General features: G+C 65.0%; 18 protein-coding genes and 1 pseudogene. 12 read left to right on the forward strand and 7 right to left on the reverse strand.

Going from position 1 to position 17272, the window contains the following annotated elements; all coding sequences use genetic code 11:
- Positions 1–44: 44 nt before the first annotated feature.
- Positions 45–668, reverse strand: coding sequence for a PaaI family thioesterase (locus tag ACWW36_RS24940; RefSeq protein WP_456138621.1), 624 nt, complete (start codon positions 666–668; stop codon positions 45–47).
- Between the two features lie 42 nt (positions 669–710).
- The gene (locus ACWW36_RS24945; RefSeq protein WP_456138622.1) at positions 711–1265 is read right to left on the reverse strand and encodes a TetR/AcrR family transcriptional regulator; all 555 of its coding nucleotides are present in this window, start codon (positions 1263–1265) and stop codon (positions 711–713) included.
- A gap of 57 nt (positions 1266–1322) precedes the next feature.
- Here ACWW36_RS24945 and ACWW36_RS24950 point away from each other — a divergent pair, with 57 nt between their 5' ends.
- Positions 1323–2126, forward strand: coding sequence for an alpha/beta fold hydrolase (locus tag ACWW36_RS24950; protein ID WP_456138623.1), 804 nt, complete (start codon positions 1323–1325; stop codon positions 2124–2126).
- A 14-nt stretch (positions 2127–2140) separates the two neighbouring features.
- Here ACWW36_RS24950 and ACWW36_RS24955 read toward each other — a convergent pair whose 3' ends face one another.
- Positions 2141–2767, reverse strand: a complete 627-nt coding sequence (locus ACWW36_RS24955; RefSeq protein WP_456138624.1) for a trimeric intracellular cation channel family protein — start codon at positions 2765–2767, stop codon at positions 2141–2143.
- A 56-nt stretch (positions 2768–2823) separates the two neighbouring features.
- Here ACWW36_RS24955 and ACWW36_RS24960 point away from each other — a divergent pair, with 56 nt between their 5' ends.
- The 4 genes from ACWW36_RS24960 to ACWW36_RS24975 all read left to right on the forward strand — a co-directional run bounded on the left by ACWW36_RS24960 (position 2824) and on the right by ACWW36_RS24975 (position 6527).
- Positions 2824–3171: a DoxX family protein gene (locus ACWW36_RS24960; protein WP_456138625.1), complete on the forward strand. Its 348-nt coding sequence runs from the start codon at positions 2824–2826 to the stop codon at positions 3169–3171.
- A gap of 90 nt (positions 3172–3261) precedes the next feature.
- Positions 3262–3855: a TetR/AcrR family transcriptional regulator gene (locus ACWW36_RS24965; RefSeq protein WP_456138626.1), complete on the forward strand. Its 594-nt coding sequence runs from the start codon at positions 3262–3264 to the stop codon at positions 3853–3855.
- Positions 3848–4909, forward strand: coding sequence for a hypothetical protein (locus tag ACWW36_RS24970; RefSeq protein ID WP_456138627.1), 1062 nt, complete (start codon positions 3848–3850; stop codon positions 4907–4909). Before ACWW36_RS24965 ends, ACWW36_RS24970 begins: the two co-directional genes overlap by 8 nt.
- The gene (locus ACWW36_RS24975; RefSeq protein ID WP_456138628.1) at positions 4845–6527 is read left to right on the forward strand and encodes a tetratricopeptide repeat protein; all 1683 of its coding nucleotides are present in this window, start codon (positions 4845–4847) and stop codon (positions 6525–6527) included. The genes ACWW36_RS24970 and ACWW36_RS24975 overlap by 65 nt, the downstream gene beginning before the upstream one ends.
- Before the next feature lie 3 nt (positions 6528–6530).
- On the opposite strand, the gene ACWW36_RS24980 is transcribed toward ACWW36_RS24975, so the two are convergent.
- From ACWW36_RS24980 to ACWW36_RS24990, 3 genes are read right to left on the reverse strand one after another with little or no spacing between them, the layout of a single operon-like run.
- Positions 6531–6929, reverse strand: coding sequence for a VOC family protein (locus ACWW36_RS24980; RefSeq protein WP_456138629.1), 399 nt, complete (start codon positions 6927–6929; stop codon positions 6531–6533).
- Positions 6930–6939: 10 nt separating this feature from the next.
- A complete protein-coding gene (locus tag ACWW36_RS24985; RefSeq protein WP_456138630.1) occupies positions 6940–7791 on the reverse strand; it encodes a DUF6597 domain-containing transcriptional factor in 852 nt (283 codons plus the stop codon).
- An 18-nt stretch (positions 7792–7809) separates the two neighbouring features.
- Positions 7810–8163: a hypothetical protein gene (locus tag ACWW36_RS24990; RefSeq protein WP_456138631.1), complete on the reverse strand. Its 354-nt coding sequence runs from the start codon at positions 8161–8163 to the stop codon at positions 7810–7812.
- Between the two features lie 68 nt (positions 8164–8231).
- On the opposite strand from ACWW36_RS24990, the gene ACWW36_RS24995 reads away from it, so the two are divergent.
- The 3 genes from ACWW36_RS24995 to ACWW36_RS25005 are packed head-to-tail and all read left to right on the forward strand — an operon-like array spanning position 8232 to position 10607.
- Entirely contained in the window at positions 8232–8843 is a 612-nt protein-coding gene (locus ACWW36_RS24995) for a rhomboid-like protein (RefSeq protein WP_456138632.1), read from the forward strand.
- 10 nt (positions 8844–8853) lie between these two features.
- Positions 8854–9333: a nucleoside deaminase gene (locus ACWW36_RS25000; RefSeq protein WP_456138633.1), complete on the forward strand. Its 480-nt coding sequence runs from the start codon at positions 8854–8856 to the stop codon at positions 9331–9333.
- Positions 9330–10607, forward strand: coding sequence for an alpha-amylase family protein (locus ACWW36_RS25005; protein ID WP_456138634.1), 1278 nt, complete (start codon positions 9330–9332; stop codon positions 10605–10607). Before ACWW36_RS25000 ends, ACWW36_RS25005 begins: the two co-directional genes overlap by 4 nt.
- On the opposite strand, the gene ACWW36_RS25010 is transcribed toward ACWW36_RS25005, so the two are convergent.
- Positions 10591–11028 (reverse strand): DUF1810 domain-containing protein, encoded by a 438-nt coding sequence (locus ACWW36_RS25010; protein ID WP_456138635.1) that lies wholly within the window; start codon positions 11026–11028, stop codon positions 10591–10593. The two genes, ACWW36_RS25005 and ACWW36_RS25010, sit on opposite strands and share 17 nt — an antisense overlap.
- Before the next feature lie 86 nt (positions 11029–11114).
- Here ACWW36_RS25010 and ACWW36_RS25015 point away from each other — a divergent pair, with 86 nt between their 5' ends.
- From ACWW36_RS25015 to ACWW36_RS25030, 4 genes and pseudogenes are all read left to right on the forward strand, one after another.
- Positions 11115–13346 carry an adenylate/guanylate cyclase domain-containing protein gene (locus ACWW36_RS25015; protein ID WP_456138636.1) on the forward strand — a complete coding sequence of 744 codons (2232 nt, stop codon included), beginning with the start codon at positions 11115–11117 and terminating at the stop codon, positions 13344–13346.
- On the forward strand, positions 13346–14749 hold the full coding sequence (locus tag ACWW36_RS25020) for a mechanosensitive ion channel family protein (protein ID WP_456138637.1): 1404 nt from the start codon (positions 13346–13348) through the stop codon (positions 14747–14749). Before ACWW36_RS25015 ends, ACWW36_RS25020 begins: the two co-directional genes overlap by 1 nt.
- Positions 14715–16010 (forward strand): alpha-hydroxy acid oxidase, encoded by a 1296-nt coding sequence (locus tag ACWW36_RS25025; protein WP_456138638.1) that lies wholly within the window; start codon positions 14715–14717, stop codon positions 16008–16010. Before ACWW36_RS25020 ends, ACWW36_RS25025 begins: the two co-directional genes overlap by 35 nt.
- A gap of 202 nt (positions 16011–16212) precedes the next feature.
- Positions 16213–17230, forward strand: a pseudogene (locus tag ACWW36_RS25030) (esterase family protein); the annotation flags it as partial.
- Positions 17231–17272: the final 42 nt, after the last annotated feature.

A 17272-nucleotide genomic window follows, 5' to 3' on the forward strand; every position in this document is an offset into this window, starting at 1 on the left:
CGGCTAGCACGGAGCACTGGCATCTTGTTGGGTTCGGTGGCGGGTTAGTCCCGCGCCCACCGGGGCTGGATGAACACGCCTTCGGCTTCCACGGTGACGCCTTCTTCGTCGGCGAGATGACCGACGGCATAGGTCTTCACGCCTTCCGTTCGAGCGATTCTGGCTTCCACATGCAGGTTGCCTAGGCGGGTGGTGCGCACGTAGCGCAGCGTGATCGTTCCCGTGAAGCGCGGCTTCTCCGGAGTGGCCGCCGCAGCACCGAGCACGTGGTCAAGAATCATCGCCGCGACTCCCCCGTGCACATGGCCCGGTGGGCCCTCAAAGGCCGCGCCCAGGTAGAAGTCGGCGGACACGCTGCCGTCCGGACTGGTCTTCACGTCCAGCGGCGGTGCGACCGGATTGCGCAGCCCGATCACGACGTTGCCCCACGGCATCTGATCGCCGCCGGACGTGAACCGGATGCCGTACGCCCCGTCGAGCTGCTTGCGCCGCAGTCGCGCCGTTGCCGAGTCGATCTCGGCCTTGGCGGCAGCAACCGCGTCGGCATCGACTTCCGTGCGGATGGTCGCGTCGATCAACTCCCGCACCGACTGGGTGAGCGGCTCATAGATGGCACGCAGCCGCTCGACCTCGTCGGCCGTCAGGTTCTCGAGTGTCCAATCCAGCACAGTTGCACTAGAACATGTTCTAGCTTCGGTGTCGAGCAGCCTTCACTCGACCAGGCTGTTGAGCGCCGCGCGGGCCGCCGGGCTTTCGTGGCCGAGTTCGAGTTCGATCAGGGCACATTCGGCGGTCGCCGCGATCCACAGCCGGGCCACTTCGCGCGGATGCGGCGAGCCGAGGGCCTCGAAATCGGCCACCAGCACGTCAACGTTCATCCGGTTGCGACGCGTGACCTCCTCAGCGATCGGCAGATGCCCGCGGGCCTCGAGCAGTAGCGCCTTGACGCCGCGGTCACGCAAACAGCCGTCGAGATACGCGGTCGCGGCGGCAGCGAGGCGGTCCTTTCCCGGCGCCGTCTCGCTGATGACCGACATCACCTCGTCGAACAGCACGTCGTGGAAGCGGCGGTGCAGCGCGACCAGATAGGACACCCGGTCCGGGAAGTGGTGAAAAAACGTGCCCTTCGACACGCCTGCGGCTGCGACGACCGCGTTGACGCTCAGGCCTTCGAGGCCGAGATTCTCTGCCAGCACCAACCCGGTCTCGATCAGGTTCGCACGGGTCTGCTGGGCGGCAGCCAGTCTCTTGTTCACCACTTCCATGTGCGTTAGTGTAATTGACCGACCGACCGGTCAATGAAAGGCACGCTGATGGTGACGATGCAAACTTCCGTCGCAACCGTTTCCTACACCGACGAGGGCAGCGGACCGCCGGTGCTGTTGCTTCACGCCGCTTTGCACGACCGCACCGACTTCGCACCCGTCGCGGCTGCGCTGGCCAACGGCAGACGCGTCATCGCCGTCGACTGGCCCGGTCATGGCACCTCTCCCCTACCAGCCAGGCCGCTTCGCGCCGTCGAATTCGGGGACCTGATCATCGAATTCGCCGACCGCCTCGATCTGCGCAACCTCGTGGTCGTCGGCAACTCCGTCGGCGGCTATGCCGCGTGCCGACTGGCATTGGAGCGGCCGGAAAGAGTCGCAGGAGTCGTGCTGATCAACACCGGCGGCTTCACCCCGCACAGCGTGTTCACCCGTATCGCGTGTGCGGTCATGGGGAGGCCCCGCGTGGTGAAGGCGGTGTTCCCCGCGTTCGTGCGCGCCTACATGCATGCCGCAAATGAAACCGACAAGGCCATCGTCGGGCGCGTGGTCGCACGCGCCAAGACCGATGACGGCGCGCGAACCGCCGCCGCACTGTGGAAGAGCTTCACCGAACCGGGGCACGACCTGCGAACCCGTGCGGCGAAGATAACCGCGCCGGTGCTCATCACTTGGGGCGCAAAGGATCCCAGCGCTCCTATCCGCTGGGGCAGGGCCGTGCAGACCGCTATACCAGGCTCAAAGTTCGAGGCCCTGCCGACGGGTCACGTGGTGTTCTCGTCGGAGCCGGTGGCCTGGCTGGAAACGGTACTGCCGTTCGTCGAAGCGGCGCACGGCGTCTGCAACGGCCTACGCGCCTAATGCAGTTCGCCCGGTCACTGACTCTCGTCGCGCGTTATCAATTCACGCGGGCCGGTCGGTAACTGCCAGTGAAACGCCAGCGCCGCAAGCCGTAACAGCGTCGCCACCGCGCTGCCGACCGCAATGCCTACCCACTGCGGCCCGAAGTAGTCGATCGCGACGTATGTCGCGGCGCCGAGCAACGCCGGAATCGCGTACAGATCGTCCGGGCCCATGACGTACGGAATTTCGCGGGCGATGACATCACGCAGCATCCCGCCGGCGATGGCCGTGACCATGCCGATGATGCCCGCGGCGAACCAGCTCGCGCCTGCGTCGACCGCGATCGCCGCGCCGGAGGTGGCGAAGAACCCCATCCCGATCGCGTCAAGAACGAGGACCGCAGTGTTCATCCGAATCACAAGATGAGCGAGCGGAGTAGCGACGGCGACGGCGATGAGCGCGACGGTGATATTGGGCCAGTGCTGGATTGAGTAGGGAGCCCTGTCGAGCAGCAGATCGCGTAGCACCCCTCCGCCAACGCCGGTAAGTACTCCCAGCGTCGCGATGCCGAACAAGTCGAAGCCTTTACGGACCCCGACCGTCGCTGCCGACGAGGCGAACACCGCGATGCCGGCGTAGTTGAGAATTATTTGCAGCACGCCTGAACGCTAATTCCCGACACCCTCTCGGCGGGATGCTTCTACCCTGCTCCTTGATGGACACCGCCACCGTAATCGTCACGCTGCTACTCGCAGCGCTGTTCACATTCGCCGCGAGCATCAAACTGCTCGGGGTTCAGCGGTCCCTGGCAATCCGCGACCACTTGGGCGTCAAGCCGATGCAGTGGCGCGCCATCGGAGCGCTTGAGCTTGCCGGCGTCGCCGGGGTGCTCGTCGGCCTGCTGTGGGCACCGATCGGCATCGCCGCGGCGATCGGCCTGGCGCTGTTGTCGATTGGTGCGGTCGCCTTCCATCTACGGGCATCCGACGGCGCCGCCGACATGGCGCCCGCCGTGATCGGGCTCGCACTCGCGGCCGCCACTGCCGTGCTGCACACGCTCTGACGTAGCGGCCGTCACACCTGCGCCACAACTTGTCTTAGATTACCTAAATTTTCGTAGTCATCTGTCTACGAAGTGCCTTACGCTGCCTGTATGGCAGCACGAGCCCATAGCGTCGATCCCCGCGCCGAGCGCGTCCGCGCCCGGTTGCGGGAGGCGGCATTCGCCCTGGCCCACGAGCGCCCGGTCGATCAAATGACGGTCGGCGACATCGTCACCCGGGCCCAGGTCAGCCGTCAGGCGTTCTATCAACACTTCCGCGACCGCGACGACGCCGTCGCGACCGCCTTTTCTGTGGCGTTCGCCGCCGCCACCACTGAGCCCGGCGGCGGCCAGCCACGCGCACGCATCCTGCGACTGTTCGACTTCGCCGCCGAACACCGCTCGATGTACCGCAACGTCGTGCCGAGCGCGGTGACGCAGCGAGTGGTCAATGCGTTTCGCGCCGAACTCGCGCCGGCCTGCCAGGAGATCGCCACCCAGGCGATGCCGGTGGTCTCCCCGATCGCCGGCCTCACACCGGAATCGGTGTCCCGCTTCCTCGTCGGCGGGTTCATGGAGGTGCTGCGGTCGTGGATGGAAGATCCCGACACCACCGACCTCAACGGCCGCGTGCGCGCCGCACTCGACACCGTCAACGCACTACTCGGCCTCACTACAGTCTCGAAAGGTTCTCACGATGGCTAAACACCAAGCCGCCGAGCGGCATCCCGCGCGCGACCGCGCCGCGATCCGCACCGTGGCGTTGGCGATGATCGGTCTGACGCTGTTCGTGGTCGCCATGATCGCGAGCTATTCCGGCGCATTCGCCAAACCGACGCTGCACCACATGGCCGTCGCCGTGGCCGGCCCGGAGCAGCTTGTCGACGGCATCCGAAGCCAGGATGCGTTGGCGGTCACGGAAGTTGGCGACGCCGAGGCGGCTCGCGCGCAAGTGTACGAACGCAAGACGGACGCCGCCTTCGCCGTCGCGCCGGACGGCCAGTTCAAGATCTACATGGCCGGCGGTGGCGGACGCAGCGTCGCGAACGCCGCCGAGACTGTGGGCCGTACGATCGCCGCTAACGCCGGCCTGACACCCACCGTGGAGGACGTCGCACCGCCGTCGGCGGGCGACCCGTCCGGCACCGTCGAGTTCTACGCGATCATCTTCATCTCAATCGGCGCCTCCGTCGGCGCGGCGGTGCTCGGCCGCGTGATGGGAACCGTGCGCAGGCCGGTGACGCTCGCCGTGCGCACGCTGACGCTAGTGAGCTATTCGGCGCTGCTGGCCGGCGGCGTGACCTTTTACGTCGACGTGATTCTTGGTGCGCTGACGGGTCATACGTGGGCACTGTTCGGCGCGCTGTGGCTCTATGCGATGGCCGTCGGCGGGGCGGTCACCGGCGTGGCCGCCGCGTTCGGCTCGGTCGCGTCGATGGTGTTGACGGCGTTCTTGGTCGTGGTCGGCAACGCCGCCGCAGCAGGACCGGTGGGCAGGCCGCTGCTGTCGAGTTTCTATTCGACGTTCACCGCGATCGTGCCGCAGGGCTCCGGGGTGTCGCTGCTGCGCAGCGTCGAGTACTTCGGCGGCAACGGATCATGGGCGCCGATTGCCACCCTGGCGATCTGGGGTGCGGCCGGTTGTGTGCTGGCAATCGTCGCCACGGCCTCACGGGTGAATTATCGTGCCGTCTATGAGCGTTTCGCGCGGCGGGAACGAGCCGTATTACGACCTCGGGTCCTATCACCGGCCGATTGAGACGCCGTCGCCGCAGGCGCAGGTGTGGTTCGACCGCGGGATGGTTTGGGCCTATGCGTTCAACCACGAAGAGGCGATCCGGTGTTTCGACCGCGCCTTGGAGCTCGATCCCGACCTCGCGATCGCCCGCTGGGGTGTCGCCTACTCGGTTGGGCCAAACTACAACAAGGCGTGGGACGCATTCGATCCCGTCGACATGGCCGCATCGTTGGCGCGGGCACGGATGGAACTCGGTCTGGCCGCCAACGGGCGGGCGTCGGCGATCGAACACGGCCTGATCGCTGCGCTGCAGGCCCGTTTCCCTACCGACGATCCGCAGGACGCTGACGCGCTGAACGCCGGACACACTGCCTATGCCGACGCGATGTCAACGCTGGCCGGGACGTACCCAGACGATGTCGACGTGCAGGCGCTGGCCGCCGACGCTCTTGTCAACGTCACCGCATGGGCGTTGTGGGACACCAGAACCGGCGAGCCCGCACCCGGCTCGCGAGTGGTAGAGGCCAAGCAGATCCTCGACAACGCGCTGGCCACCGCGGCCGGCCGCGAACATCCCGGTGTGCTGCATCTGTATCTGCACACGATGGAGATGTCGGGTTCACCTCAGGATGCCCTGCCCGCCGCTGACCTGCTGCGCGGGCTGGTGCCCGACGCCGGGCACCTGGAACACATGCCCAGCCACATCGATGTGCTCTGCGGGAACTACCGCGACTCGGTGGTGTCGAATCGGTCTGCCGTGCAAGCCGATGGGCGTTTCGTCGAGCGCGAAGGCCCGCTCAACTTCTACTCCCTGTACCGGGCGCACAACTTGCACTTCATCGTCTATTCCGCGATGTTCGAAGGCAATTCGCGTGCTGCTCTCGAGGCCGCTGACGAGCTCGCGGAACAGCTCACCCCCGAACTGCTCGCCATCGAGTCACCGCCGATGGCGGATTGGCTTGAGGCGTTCGTGCCGTTGCGCATCCACGTATTGGTGAGGTTCGGACGGTGGGACGAGTTGATCGCGCAGCCGCTGCCCGAGGATGTCGAGCTGTATTGCAGCACGGCGACCACCATCCACTACGGCCGCGGTGTTGCGCACGCCGCGAAAGGTCAACTGCCACAGGCGCGTTCAGAACGCGACGCGTTCAGCCAGGCTTATGCCCGCATCCCGGATACCCGCTACCTGTTCAACAACACCGCCCGCGACATCCTGGCTATCGCGGGCGCGATGCTCGACGGCGAAATCGATTACCGCGAAGGGCGTTTCGACGACGCGTTCGCTCACCTGCGACACGCGATCGAACTCGACGATTCACTCCCCTACGACGAACCCTGGGGCTGGATGCAACCGACACGCCATGCCTACGGCGCGCTGTTACTGGAACAGGGACACGTCGAGGAAGCCGCGCAGGTGTATGCCGCCGATCTCGGGCTGGATCCCACGCTGGCGCGGCCCTGTCAGCATCCAGCCAACGTGTGGAGCCTGCACGGGTACCACGAATGCCTTCAGCGATTGGGCCGCACCGACGAAGCGGCGATCATCGGTCAACAGCTCGACCTGCTCAAGGCACGGGCCGACGTCCCGGTCCTGGCGTCGTGCGCATGCCGGCTCGACGTCGCCGAACCGTGCCACTGACCGTCAGGCCGGGGCTTCGTGCAGTTCGATCGAATTGCCGTCGGGATCGGTGATCTGGACCTGCTTGCCGCCGGGGCCCACCTTGATGTCGTTCAGGAACGTCACGCCGGAGCCGCGCAGGCGGTCGACCTCCGCCGCAATGTCGTCGACGTAGAGCACGATCCGGTTCCAGCCGCCGGGCTGCTGGGCTTGCCCGCCGGCCAGCGGCTGTGCGCCTGAGCTCTGCGGCGCGCTGAGCAGCAGGTTCAGCGCACCGCGCGAAACGACTGCAATCGGCCCCGCGCGTTGCGCGAGCGTGAACCCGAGCTGGCTTGTGTAGAACTCGATTCCGCGATCGAGGTCCACCACTTGGTAGCGCACGACGGCATCATCTGTGCTCGCCGGCTTCCAGATGTTGCTCATAGGAGACAACTTACGGGCGAGCGTGGTGCCCGTCTTGGAGAATTTTGACCTCACCCGGCAGCGCCAGGTGCAGCTCCTTGACCTCTTCGCCGGCCGGAGCCAGCTGCGTCGGTGATGTGCCGGTGAACTCGCTGACGTCGTTGATGAGATGCGACTGGTCGTAGTAGCCGCATGTTCGTGCGAGCCTCCCCCAGTCCGGCGCGTCGATGCGGCGAGCGAGCTCGCAAACGGTCTGGAACCGGAACACCCGACTCAACCGCTTCGGAGTCATACCGACCTCGTTCGTGAACACTTCGATGAACCTGCGGCGGCTCAGATGGACCTCGGCTGCGACTTCGCCGACGGTGACGCCAGGCCGGGCCAGTTGCCCGAGCGCGAAAGGCACCGCGGGATGGCCAGGACGTCGGCCGGCCAGGCGCGAACACAATTCTCGCTCTAGGAGCGTGAACCGCTCCGCTGTCGTCGGCGCCGCGCACAACCGCTCGCGCAACTCGAGTGCCGGACGGCCCCACAGCATCGCGAGATCGACGTGCCTATCGGCCAGTTCACCGGGCGCAACGCCGAGAAACGCCCATGCTCCGCCCGGCCTGAAGTGCACACCGACGATCGACGCGTGATCGCGCGTGTCGATCACGAAGAACCGGCGATAAGCACCGGAGACCACCACGCCCGAATACCGCCGCCAGCTGCGGGCCGTGGTGTCGTAGATCCGCAATGCGTCCTCGTGCAGGTTCACGACCAGCTCGAGCGTGCCGCTCGGGACGATCCGCTCAGTGGAATGCGCCGGCGCATCGCGCAGCGCCCACATGTACTCCACGAGACCCGCGAGCGGAGGCCCAGGTCGATACCTGCGGTATTGCACCAGTCCAGGATTCCCCGGTCAGCCGAAGCCGACACGCCCCAGCCAGAAGTCGATCAGCGCCGCGTCACCCCTGACATGCAGACCGTCGACTGGTCGGCGTCGGTAAATCGTCAGCAGCAGATCCGTCACGGGTGCGCGGATTTCCGCGGCCGCTGGCTCGTCGGCGCGGCGCCATGCAATCACGTCACCGGTCAGGTCGAGCAGCCAGTGTGCGTCGACGTCGGTGGCGTGCAGCGCGATGGTGCGTCCCGGCGCCAGCAGCTCGCGCATCCACGGGTGGACCTCGAAATGGCAAGGTAGACAACCCAGTTCCATCCATTCGTCCAGCGCGTCGGTGGCAATCTCGACGTCCAGCGCCTTCTGTGTGCTCACACCGCCACCTCCACACGGGTTGACCGTCGCGAAGCGACGGACTCATCGCACCTTTATCGTCATCACTCGTGACGACGGTGTGGCGTTATATCCGTAGTGCTCCACTGACGTATTCGTGGCTCGTCGTGCTGCTGGCCACCACGATCATTCAGCACTCGATGTCTGTTCGGCGAGTGCGCGCGCTGCTGCAGAAGGACTCGACGAACCTTCACCATCTGGCCTCCGATCCGATCCGGGTGCTGATCGAGAGCCTGCTGTGGATCGACGGCAAATACTGGTGGCCCTACCTGCTTGTCTTCACGGCGTTCCTTGCGCCCGCCGAGCGCTGGCTCGGGCAGCTGCGATGGCTGATCGCGGGGCTGGTGTGTCACGTCGGTGCGACCTATCTGAGCGAAGGTTATCTGTACTGGACGATCCAGGAGGCCATCGTCTCGCCGCGGCTCATCGACGCCCGCGACATCGGTGTGAGCTACTTCGTCGCCGGTATCGTCGCGGTACTCACCTACCGGGTCCCACTCCCATGGCGATGGGTGTACGTTGCTGCCACGGTGCTCGTGTTCGTGGTCGCTCTGGCAATGCGCACCAATTTCACCGGCGTCGGTCACCTCTGCGCGGTCGGCCTCGGACTGGCCTGTTATCCACTGACCCGATCGCGTCGCGTGGCGGTAGCGGCTGCGTAAACTCCGGCCTGTGGCGATCAGCGACGACGACCTCGAACGCCTTGGCCGCTGCGTGGAACTCGCGCGTGAGGCTCTGACGGCCGGCGACGAACCTTTCGGCTCGATATTGGTCGACGGTGACGGCACGACCCGCTACGAGGACCGCAACCGCGTCAAGGACGGCGATGAAACCCGCCACCCCGAATTCGCGATCGCGCGCTGGGCCGTCGACAACATGACGCCGGACGAACGGGCCCGCGCGACGGTCTACACGTCGGGTGAGCACTGCCCGATGTGCGCCGCCGCCCACGCCTGGGTGGGTCTGGGCCGCATCGTGTACGCGGCTTCTTCCGAGCAATTGACCCAGTGGCGCGCCGAGTGGCATTCACCGCCATCGCCGGTGGCCGCGTTGCCCATCACCACCGTCGCCCCGCGTATTGAAGTCGACGGGCCGGCTGCGGAGTTCGCCGACACCATGAAATCGTTGTACGAGCAGAAGTTTCGGGCATGACCGAACCGGCGTGGGTCGAGCATGCGATCTGGTGGCAGGTCTACCCGCTGGGCTTCGTCGGTGCCTACCCCGCGGACCCGCCACCGACCGCCGACCAACATCGGTTGCGCCGCATCGTCGAATGGTTCGACCACGCCGTCGAACTCGGCGCATCGGGCATCGCTCTCGGACCGGTGTTCGCGTCGCGCACCCACGGCTATGACACCACCGACCACTACCACATCGACCCGCGACTCGGTGATGACGACGATTTCGACCATCTGATCGCCGAGGCTCGCCGTCGTGGGCTAAGGGTGCTGCTGGACGGCGTGTTCAACCACGTCGGCACCGAGTTCGAACGTACGTCGTGGTTCCGCAAGCGCGGCAACGACTTTGACACATTCGAGGGACACGGCGACCTGATCGCGCTCGACCACGACAACCCGGAAGTCGTCGCCTACACCGCCGATGTGATGACGCACTGGCTGCGGCGAGGCGCCGACGGCTGGCGACTGGACGCCGCCTACGCGGTCCCCGACCGGTTCTGGGCTCGGGTCCTCCCGCAGGTCCGCCAGGAGTTCGGCGACGCGTGGTTCGTCGGGGAAGTCATCCACGGCGACTACACGGCACGCGTGCGGGACTCCGGATTCGATTCGGTGACGCAGTACGAGCTGTGGAAGGCGATCTGGAGCAGCCTCAACGACGGCAACTTCCACGAACTCGACTGGGCGCTGGTGCGGCACAACGAGTTTCTCGATGACTTCGTGCCGATGACCTTCGTCGGAAATCACGACGTCACCCGCATCGCCAGCCAGCTGACCAACACCCGGCACCTCGAGCACGCGTTGGTCCTCCTGATGACGATCGGTGGCACACCGAGCGTCTATTCCGGCGACGAAGCCGCGTACCGCGGTATCAAAGAGGAGCGGTTCGGCGGTGACGACGCCGTGCGGCCCGAATTCACCACTCCCCTAATGGGAGTCGACGAGCAGGGTCACGACGTGTTCCGGCTGCACCAGTACCTGATCGGGCTGCGACGCCGCCACCCGTGGCTGCACTCCGCCAGGACGTCGCCGCTGCGACTGACGAACACCCAGTACGTTTACGCGACCCGCAACGGTACCGACGTGCTGCTGGTTGTCCTCAACATCGACGCGGCGCCGTTGCCGCTGTCGCTGTCGGAGTTCGGCTACGGCGAAGGTCAGATCGTCGCGGGTTCCGGCGCGCCGCCGCCAGACGTTGTCGGCCGGGTCGAGGTGGAATCGCACGGCTGGATGATCATCGCGCCGTGTTGAGCTGCTCGACGGTGGCCGGGTCCTCCTGACCGCCGTAGAACTTGTCGAGCACAGCGCGGAAGTCGGCGTTGTCGTCGGTGGCGCGTGCGAACAGCGTCATCGACGAGCGCACCTTGAGGTTGTCGGGCCAGCCGAAAACGTCCTCAGCCGAGTGGCCCTCGATCTGGGCGGTCAGCCGCGCGCATTCACGCAGCCGCGGCCCCAGGACGTCATGCTGCACGTACGCCCGCGCCTCGTCCAACGACGAGATGCCGAACCGCTGCGCGGTGGGACTGCGGCCCAACCCGCGGAGCTGCGGGAACACAAACCAGATCCAATGGCTGCGTTTGCGACCACCGCGAAGCTCACCGAGAACCTCGTCGTAAACCGGTTCCTGGGCGTCGACAAAACGCCGCAGGTCGAACTGATCTGGCCCATTCACAGCTGTCCTCCCATTGGATCAGGTGTTTTCAAGCTAATCTGCTGCGTGATCGACGCGCTGCAGAGAGTGCAGAGAGAAGGAAGCTGATGCTGCGATCGTCTGAGGACGGCACTGCGGTGACGGACTCGTCGACGGCGGACCACGTCGAGGCCGAGGCGTCTGACAAGGAAGCTATCGGCATACGAAGGTTTCGGCGTCTTCCGCGACGCACACTGCTGTCCCGGTTCTCGATTCAGTCGAAACTCGTCTTGATGTTGGTGCTGTGCACGATCATCGGCGCGGCGGTGGTCGGTTCGATTGCTTTCCAGGCCGGCCGCAGCTCGCTGCGCAATCAGGTTTTCAGCCGGCTCACCGAGGTGCGTCAATCGCAATCACGGGCCTTGACGGCCGAGTTCAAAGATCTGAAGAACTCGCTGGTCATCTACTCTCACGGCGCGGTGACCGTGCCCGCGCTTGGAGCGTTCATCGCCGGATTCGACCAGCTCGCCAACGCGACCACCGATCCAGCGCAACAACAGGCCATAGACGACTACTACAAGAACACGTTCATGAAGGAGATCGAGCACTACAGCAACGTCGAGCCGGACCTGAGGGCGGTGTTGCCCGCCACCAACGCTCAAAAATACTTACAGGCCAATTACACCGCTAAGCGCCAATCCGACGATGTCGCCGTGACGGTTGACGACGCCCACGACGGCAGCGCATGGTCGGCGGCGAACGCAAGATATCAAGACTTCTTTCGCCAAATCGTCCAGCGGTTCGAATTCCAGGACGTGCTACTTCTGGATACGCGGGGAAACGTGGTCTACACCGCCTACAAAGACGTCGATCTCGGCACCAACATCCTGAGCGGTCCGTACAACACCTCACTGCTGCGCGGGGCCTATGAAAAGGCGCTGGCGACCAACTCCGACGACTACGTGGGGATCACCGACTTCGAGATCTACCAGCCGGCAGAGGGACAGCCCACCGCCTGGATGGTGTCGCCGGTGAGCGACAACGGCCGCACCGAAGGCGTGATGGCACTGCAATTCCCGATCACGAAGATCAACAGGTTGATGACCTTCGATCAGCAGTGGGCGGCGGATGGCATGGGTGAAACCGGCGAGACTTTTCTGGCCGGTCCAGACGATCTCATGCGCTCCGATTCGCGGATGCTGCTGCAAAACCCCGATCAGTACAAGAACGAAGTGGTGCAGGCGGGCACACCACCCGACGTCGCCGATACTGCGATTCGGCTGGGCATGACGTGCCTGATACAGCCAATCGCAAGCGAGGCGACGCGTGCGGCCCAGCGCGGCGAGTCCGGCACCATGGTCACCCACGACTACCTCGGGCAGGAAACTCTGCAGGCCTATGCGCCCGTGGTGATACCTGACAGCGGTCTGCACTGGTCGATCGTGGCCAAGCTCGATACCGCCGAGGCCTTCGCACGCGAGTCCAGATTCACCAGGACGATGGTGATCTCCGTCGCCGCAACCATTTTCGTGATCTGCCTGGCGGCGATGGTCGCGTCTCACATCTTCGTGCGACCCCTCCGAAGGTTGGAAGCCGGGGCGCAGAAGATCAGCGGTGGCGACTACGACATTGCCATACCTGTGGAATCGAAGGACGAGATCGGCGATCTGACACAGGCTTTCAACGAGATGACCCGCAACCTTGCCATCAAGGAAGACCTACTCAACGAGCAGCGCCGGGAGAACGACCGATTGCTGTCGTTGCTGATGCCCGAGCGGGTTGTCGAGCGGTATCGGCAGGGTGAGGAGGTCATCGCCCAGGATCACCATGATGTCACCGTGATCTTCGCCGACATTGTCGGCATGGATCGGCTCCAAGCCGAACTGACCTCGCAGGAGTCGCTGTCGCTCGTCAACGAGTTGGCACGCCAAATGGATGCCGCCGCAGACGAACTGGGCGTAGAACCGGTGCGAACCGTCCACAACGGTTACCTCGCCAGCTGTGGCCTGAACGTACCCCGGCTGGACAACGTCCGCCGCACAGTTGATTTCGCGATCGAGGTTCAGCGCATCATCGACCGGTTCAATGCCGAGACCGGCCACCAATTAGGGCTGCGGGCCGGCATCGACACGGGCCAGGTCAGCAGCGGGCTGGTGGGCCGATCCTCGATCATTTACGACATGTGGGGGTCGGCGGTCAACCTGGCCTACCGAGTGCAAAGCGGCTCGCCACAAGACGGCATCTACGTGACGCAGCAGGTGTACGAAACAATCGGCGATACAAGAGCTTTCGCACCCGCGGGCTCGATCACGATGGACGGCGTCGAGCAGCCGATCTGGCGGCTATCGGAGCGTTCCTGATGAGCGACGTCTTCACGTCTTCGTGGTTCTACTGGGCAGTCGGAGTCGCCGTCGGACTGCCGGTAACGCTCATTGTTCTCACCGAATGGCAGCACGCGCTGGAGCGCAGGAAGAGTTTCCTGGCCAGGCCGGTCAGCCTGCTGCGCAACTACCTGCTGCCGCTCGGGGCGCTACTCCTGCTGCTCGTCAAGGCGACGCAAATCCCGGCCCAGGACACACCGGTCAAGATCGTCGCCACACTGTTCGGCTTCGTGGTCATGGTGCTTCTGCTCTCGGGGATCAACGCGACGCTCTTCCAGGCGGCGCCCGAAGGAACATGGCGCCAACGGATCCCCGCGATCTTCGTCGATGTCGCGCGCTTCCTGCTGATCGCGGTCGGCCTGGCAATCATCTTTTCCTACATCTGGGGTGCCCACGTCAGTGGGCTGTTCACGGCCTTGGGTGTGACCTCGATCGTCATCGGTCTGACGCTGCAGCACTCCGTGGGCCAGATCATCTCCGGCCTGCTGATGCTGTTCGAACAGCCCTTTAGGCTTGGCGACTGGATCGAGACGTCGTCGGTGCGCGGACGCGTGGTCGAAGTCAATTGGCGTGCAGTACATATCGATACGGGCTCCGGATTGCAGATCACCCCGAACTCGATACTGGCCGTCGCGTCGTTCACGAACCTGAGCCGTCCCCCCGGCGCACACAAGATCAAGATTTCCACCGTCTTCTCGACCGATGATTCCCCGGACCGGGTCTGCGCCACGCTCACACGTGTGGCCGGCGAGCTTCCCCAACTGCGACCTGACCGTGCGCCGAAGACGGTGCCGCTCGGGGGCGTCAACTACCGCACCACCATTCCGCTGCGGTCTCCGGCCGACGACGGCGACGCCAAGGCGACGTTCCTGCGGTGGGTTTGGTATGCCGCGCGCCGGGAAGGGCTTCACCTCGACGAAGTCGAGGACGACTTCAGCAGCCAGGAAGCCGTCGAGGATGCGCTGCACAGGGTGGTGAGACCGGCACTGCGGCTCACTCCTGCCGAGCAGCAACAAGTCGCCCCCCACGCGAAGCTGGTGCGATATGGCGCCGACGAGATCGTGCAGCACCTCGGCGAGGTGCCGACGCGAATGACCTTCATTGTGTCGGGACGTGTTCGGGTGATCGCGCCGACCGAGGACGGGTCGCTTGTGCCGGTGACGACGCTGACCGATGAATCCTTCCTTGGACAGACAGCGCTCACGCGGGAACCGGTGCTGGCCGAAGCGCGGGCACTTGTCGAAATCACGGCGCTGCAGATCGGTCGCGAGCACATCGAAGCGGTGCTGCAGCAAAAACCGGCGCTTCTCCAGGAGTTGGGCCGCCTCATCGAGGAACGGCGCGGCCATGTCAAGCGAGCGCTCGCGGCGGCCGCCGAGTAACGCGCCGAGTGTTTCGGTGAAGCGACGATTCCCGAGACCCGGTGAGATGCGAGCGCTCATCGGTTTCAAGCGACCGCAATTCAGTGCGACAGCGCGACGGCTCCACGCCGCCCTGACGATTGACGACCTGCGCCGAATCGCCAGGCGCCGCACGCCGAAAGCGGCATTCGACTACACCGACGGGGCGGCCGAGGAGGAGCTATCCCTGGCGCGTGCCCGGCAGGCGTTCCGCGACATCGAGTTTCACCCGACCATCCTGCGCAACGTCGAGAAGGTCTCCACCGGGTGGGCCGTGCTCGGCGACGACGTGGCGCTGCCGTTCGGAATAGCGCCGACGGGCTTCACCCGCCTGATGCACACCGAGGGAGAGACCGCCGGAGCGCACGCCGCGGCACGGGCGGGCATCCCGTTCGCGCTTTCGACGCTGGGCACGCGCTCGATCGAAGATGTGAAGACCGCAAACCCTCACGGGCGCAACTGGTTTCAGCTGTACATGTGGAAGGACCGCGATCGCTCGATGGCGTTGGTCGAGCGGGCCGCGGCGGCAGGATTCGACACCATGCTGGTGACCGTCGACGTTCCGGTCGCCGGGGCGCGGCTGCGCGACACCCGAAATGGGATGTCGATACCGCCGACGCTGACACTGCGGACCGTGCTGGACGCCATTCCGCATCCGCGGTGGTGGTTCGATCTGCTGACGACCGAACCGTTGTCGTTCGCGTCGCTTGACCGCTGGCCGGGCACGGTCGCCGAATACCTCGACACGATGTTCGATCCCACCGTCACGTTCGAGGACTTGGCGTGGATCAAGACTCAATGGCCGAACAAGTTGGTAGTCAAGGGAATTCAGACGCTCGACGACGCGCGGGCGGTGGTCGACCTCGGCGTCGACGGCATCGTGCTGTCCAACCACGGCGGGCGTCAGCTCGACCGCGCACCGGTGCCGTTTCACCTGCTGCCGACTGTCGCACGCGAGCTGGGCGGCTCGACCGAGATTTTGCTGGACACCGGGATCATGGCCGGCGCGGACATCGTCGCCGCGATAGCTCTCGGGGCACGGTTCACGTTGGTCGGCCGTGCCTATCTGTACGGCCTGATGGCCGGCGGCGAGGCGGGCGTCGACAGGGCCATTGAGATCCTGTCCGGCCAGGTCACTCGGACAATGCGGCTGCTGGGTGTGACGTCGTTGGAGGAACTTGAGCCACGACACGTGACACAGCTGCACCGCTTTGGGCGCGGCGTGTCGGATATCGACCGCTAGTCACATCCGTAACTCTAGTTTTCACAGGTCACAGCCCATAGAGCTGGTTCCTGAGTCCGCGCCGAGTCGGAATCGTTAGCCAACCGCGACGTCGCAACACAGTGTTGAGTCGCGGCACTCGCGGGTTGCGCGTGTTTCATTACGGACGAAAGCAACGGCAATTGCTTTGTGTCATGTGATGAAAGGTGGGTTGGTTGCCGTTATGAAGTTCATGGAGAAGTTTCGAGGTAAGTGGTTCCGCCGGCTGGCGGTGAGCGCCGTTGCAGCGGCGACACTGCCCGGGCTGATCGGCTTCGTCGGGGGTTCGGCGACTGCTGGTGCGTTCTCCCGGCCGGGTCTGCCCGTCGAGTATCTGGATGTGTTCTCGGCTGCGATGAATCGCAACATCCGGATTCAGTTCCAGGGCGGCGGTCCGCACGCGGTCTATCTGCTCGACGGCCTGCGCGCCCAGGACGATTACAACGGCTGGGACATCAACACGCCGGCATTCGAGTGGTATTACCAGTCGGGCCTGTCGGTCGTGATGCCCGTCGGCGGCCAGTCAAGCTTCTACACCGACTGGTATCAGCCCTCGCGCGGCAACGGCCAGGACTACACCTATAAGTGGGAGACGTTCCTGACTCAGGAACTTCCCGCTTGGCTGGAGGCCAACAAGGGCGTATCGCAGACCGGCAACGCGGTCGTCGGCCTCTCGATGGCCGGCAGCACCTCGCTGACGTACTCGATCTACTACCCGCAGAAGTTCATCTACGCCGCGTCCCTGTCGGGCTTCCTGAACCCCTCTGAGGGCTGGTGGCCGATGCTGATCGGGCTGGCGATGAACGACGCGGGCAAGTACAACGCCGAGAGCATGTGGGGCCCGTCATCGGATCCGGCGTGGAAGCGCAACGACCCGATGGTGAACATGGCCCAGCTGGTCGCCAACAACACCAGGATCTGGATCTACTGCGGCACCGGCACCCCGTCGGAGCTCGACTCCGGCACCTCGGGCGGCAACCTGATGGCGGCGCAGTTCCTGGAAGGGTTCACGCTGCGGACCAACATCACGTTCCGCGACAACTACATCGCGGCGGGTGGCACGAACGGCGTGTTCAACTTCCCGCCGAACGGCACGCATCAATGGGGCTACTGGGGACAGCAGCTGCAGCAGATGAAGCCGGACATCCAGCGGGTGCTGGGCGCGCAAGACACCGCGTAACAAACCACCCACACCAGGGAGCCTGCCGTACACCCCCGAACGGCAGGCTCCCTGCCATTTCCTG

The organism is Mycobacterium sp. MMS18-G62, assembly GCF_053877835.1.

Bases quoted from the DNA above. Each gene is read 5' to 3' on its own strand.
- ACWW36_RS24945 (WP_456138622.1), bottom strand. From the start codon at position 1,265: ATGGAAGTGGTGAACAAGAGACTGGCTGCCGCCCAGCAGACCCGTGCG.
- ACWW36_RS25015 (WP_456138636.1), top strand. From the start codon at position 11,115: ATGCTGCGATCGTCTGAGGACGGCACTGCGGTGACGGACTCGTCGACG.
- ACWW36_RS24970 (WP_456138627.1), top strand. From the start codon at position 3,848: ATGGCTAAACACCAAGCCGCCGAGCGGCATCCCGCGCGCGACCGCGCC.
- ACWW36_RS24960 (WP_456138625.1), top strand. From the start codon at position 2,824: ATGGACACCGCCACCGTAATCGTCACGCTGCTACTCGCAGCGCTGTTC.
- ACWW36_RS24965 (WP_456138626.1), top strand. From the start codon at position 3,262: ATGGCAGCACGAGCCCATAGCGTCGATCCCCGCGCCGAGCGCGTCCGC.
- ACWW36_RS25025 (WP_456138638.1), top strand. From the start codon at position 14,715: ATGTCAAGCGAGCGCTCGCGGCGGCCGCCGAGTAACGCGCCGAGTGTT.
- ACWW36_RS24980 (WP_456138629.1), bottom strand. From the start codon at position 6,929: ATGAGCAACATCTGGAAGCCGGCGAGCACAGATGATGCCGTCGTGCGC.
- ACWW36_RS24950 (WP_456138623.1), top strand. From the start codon at position 1,323: ATGCAAACTTCCGTCGCAACCGTTTCCTACACCGACGAGGGCAGCGGA.
- ACWW36_RS24975 (WP_456138628.1), top strand. From the start codon at position 4,845: ATGAGCGTTTCGCGCGGCGGGAACGAGCCGTATTACGACCTCGGGTCC.
- ACWW36_RS25005 (WP_456138634.1), top strand. From the start codon at position 9,330: ATGACCGAACCGGCGTGGGTCGAGCATGCGATCTGGTGGCAGGTCTAC.
- ACWW36_RS25020 (WP_456138637.1), top strand. From the start codon at position 13,346: ATGAGCGACGTCTTCACGTCTTCGTGGTTCTACTGGGCAGTCGGAGTC.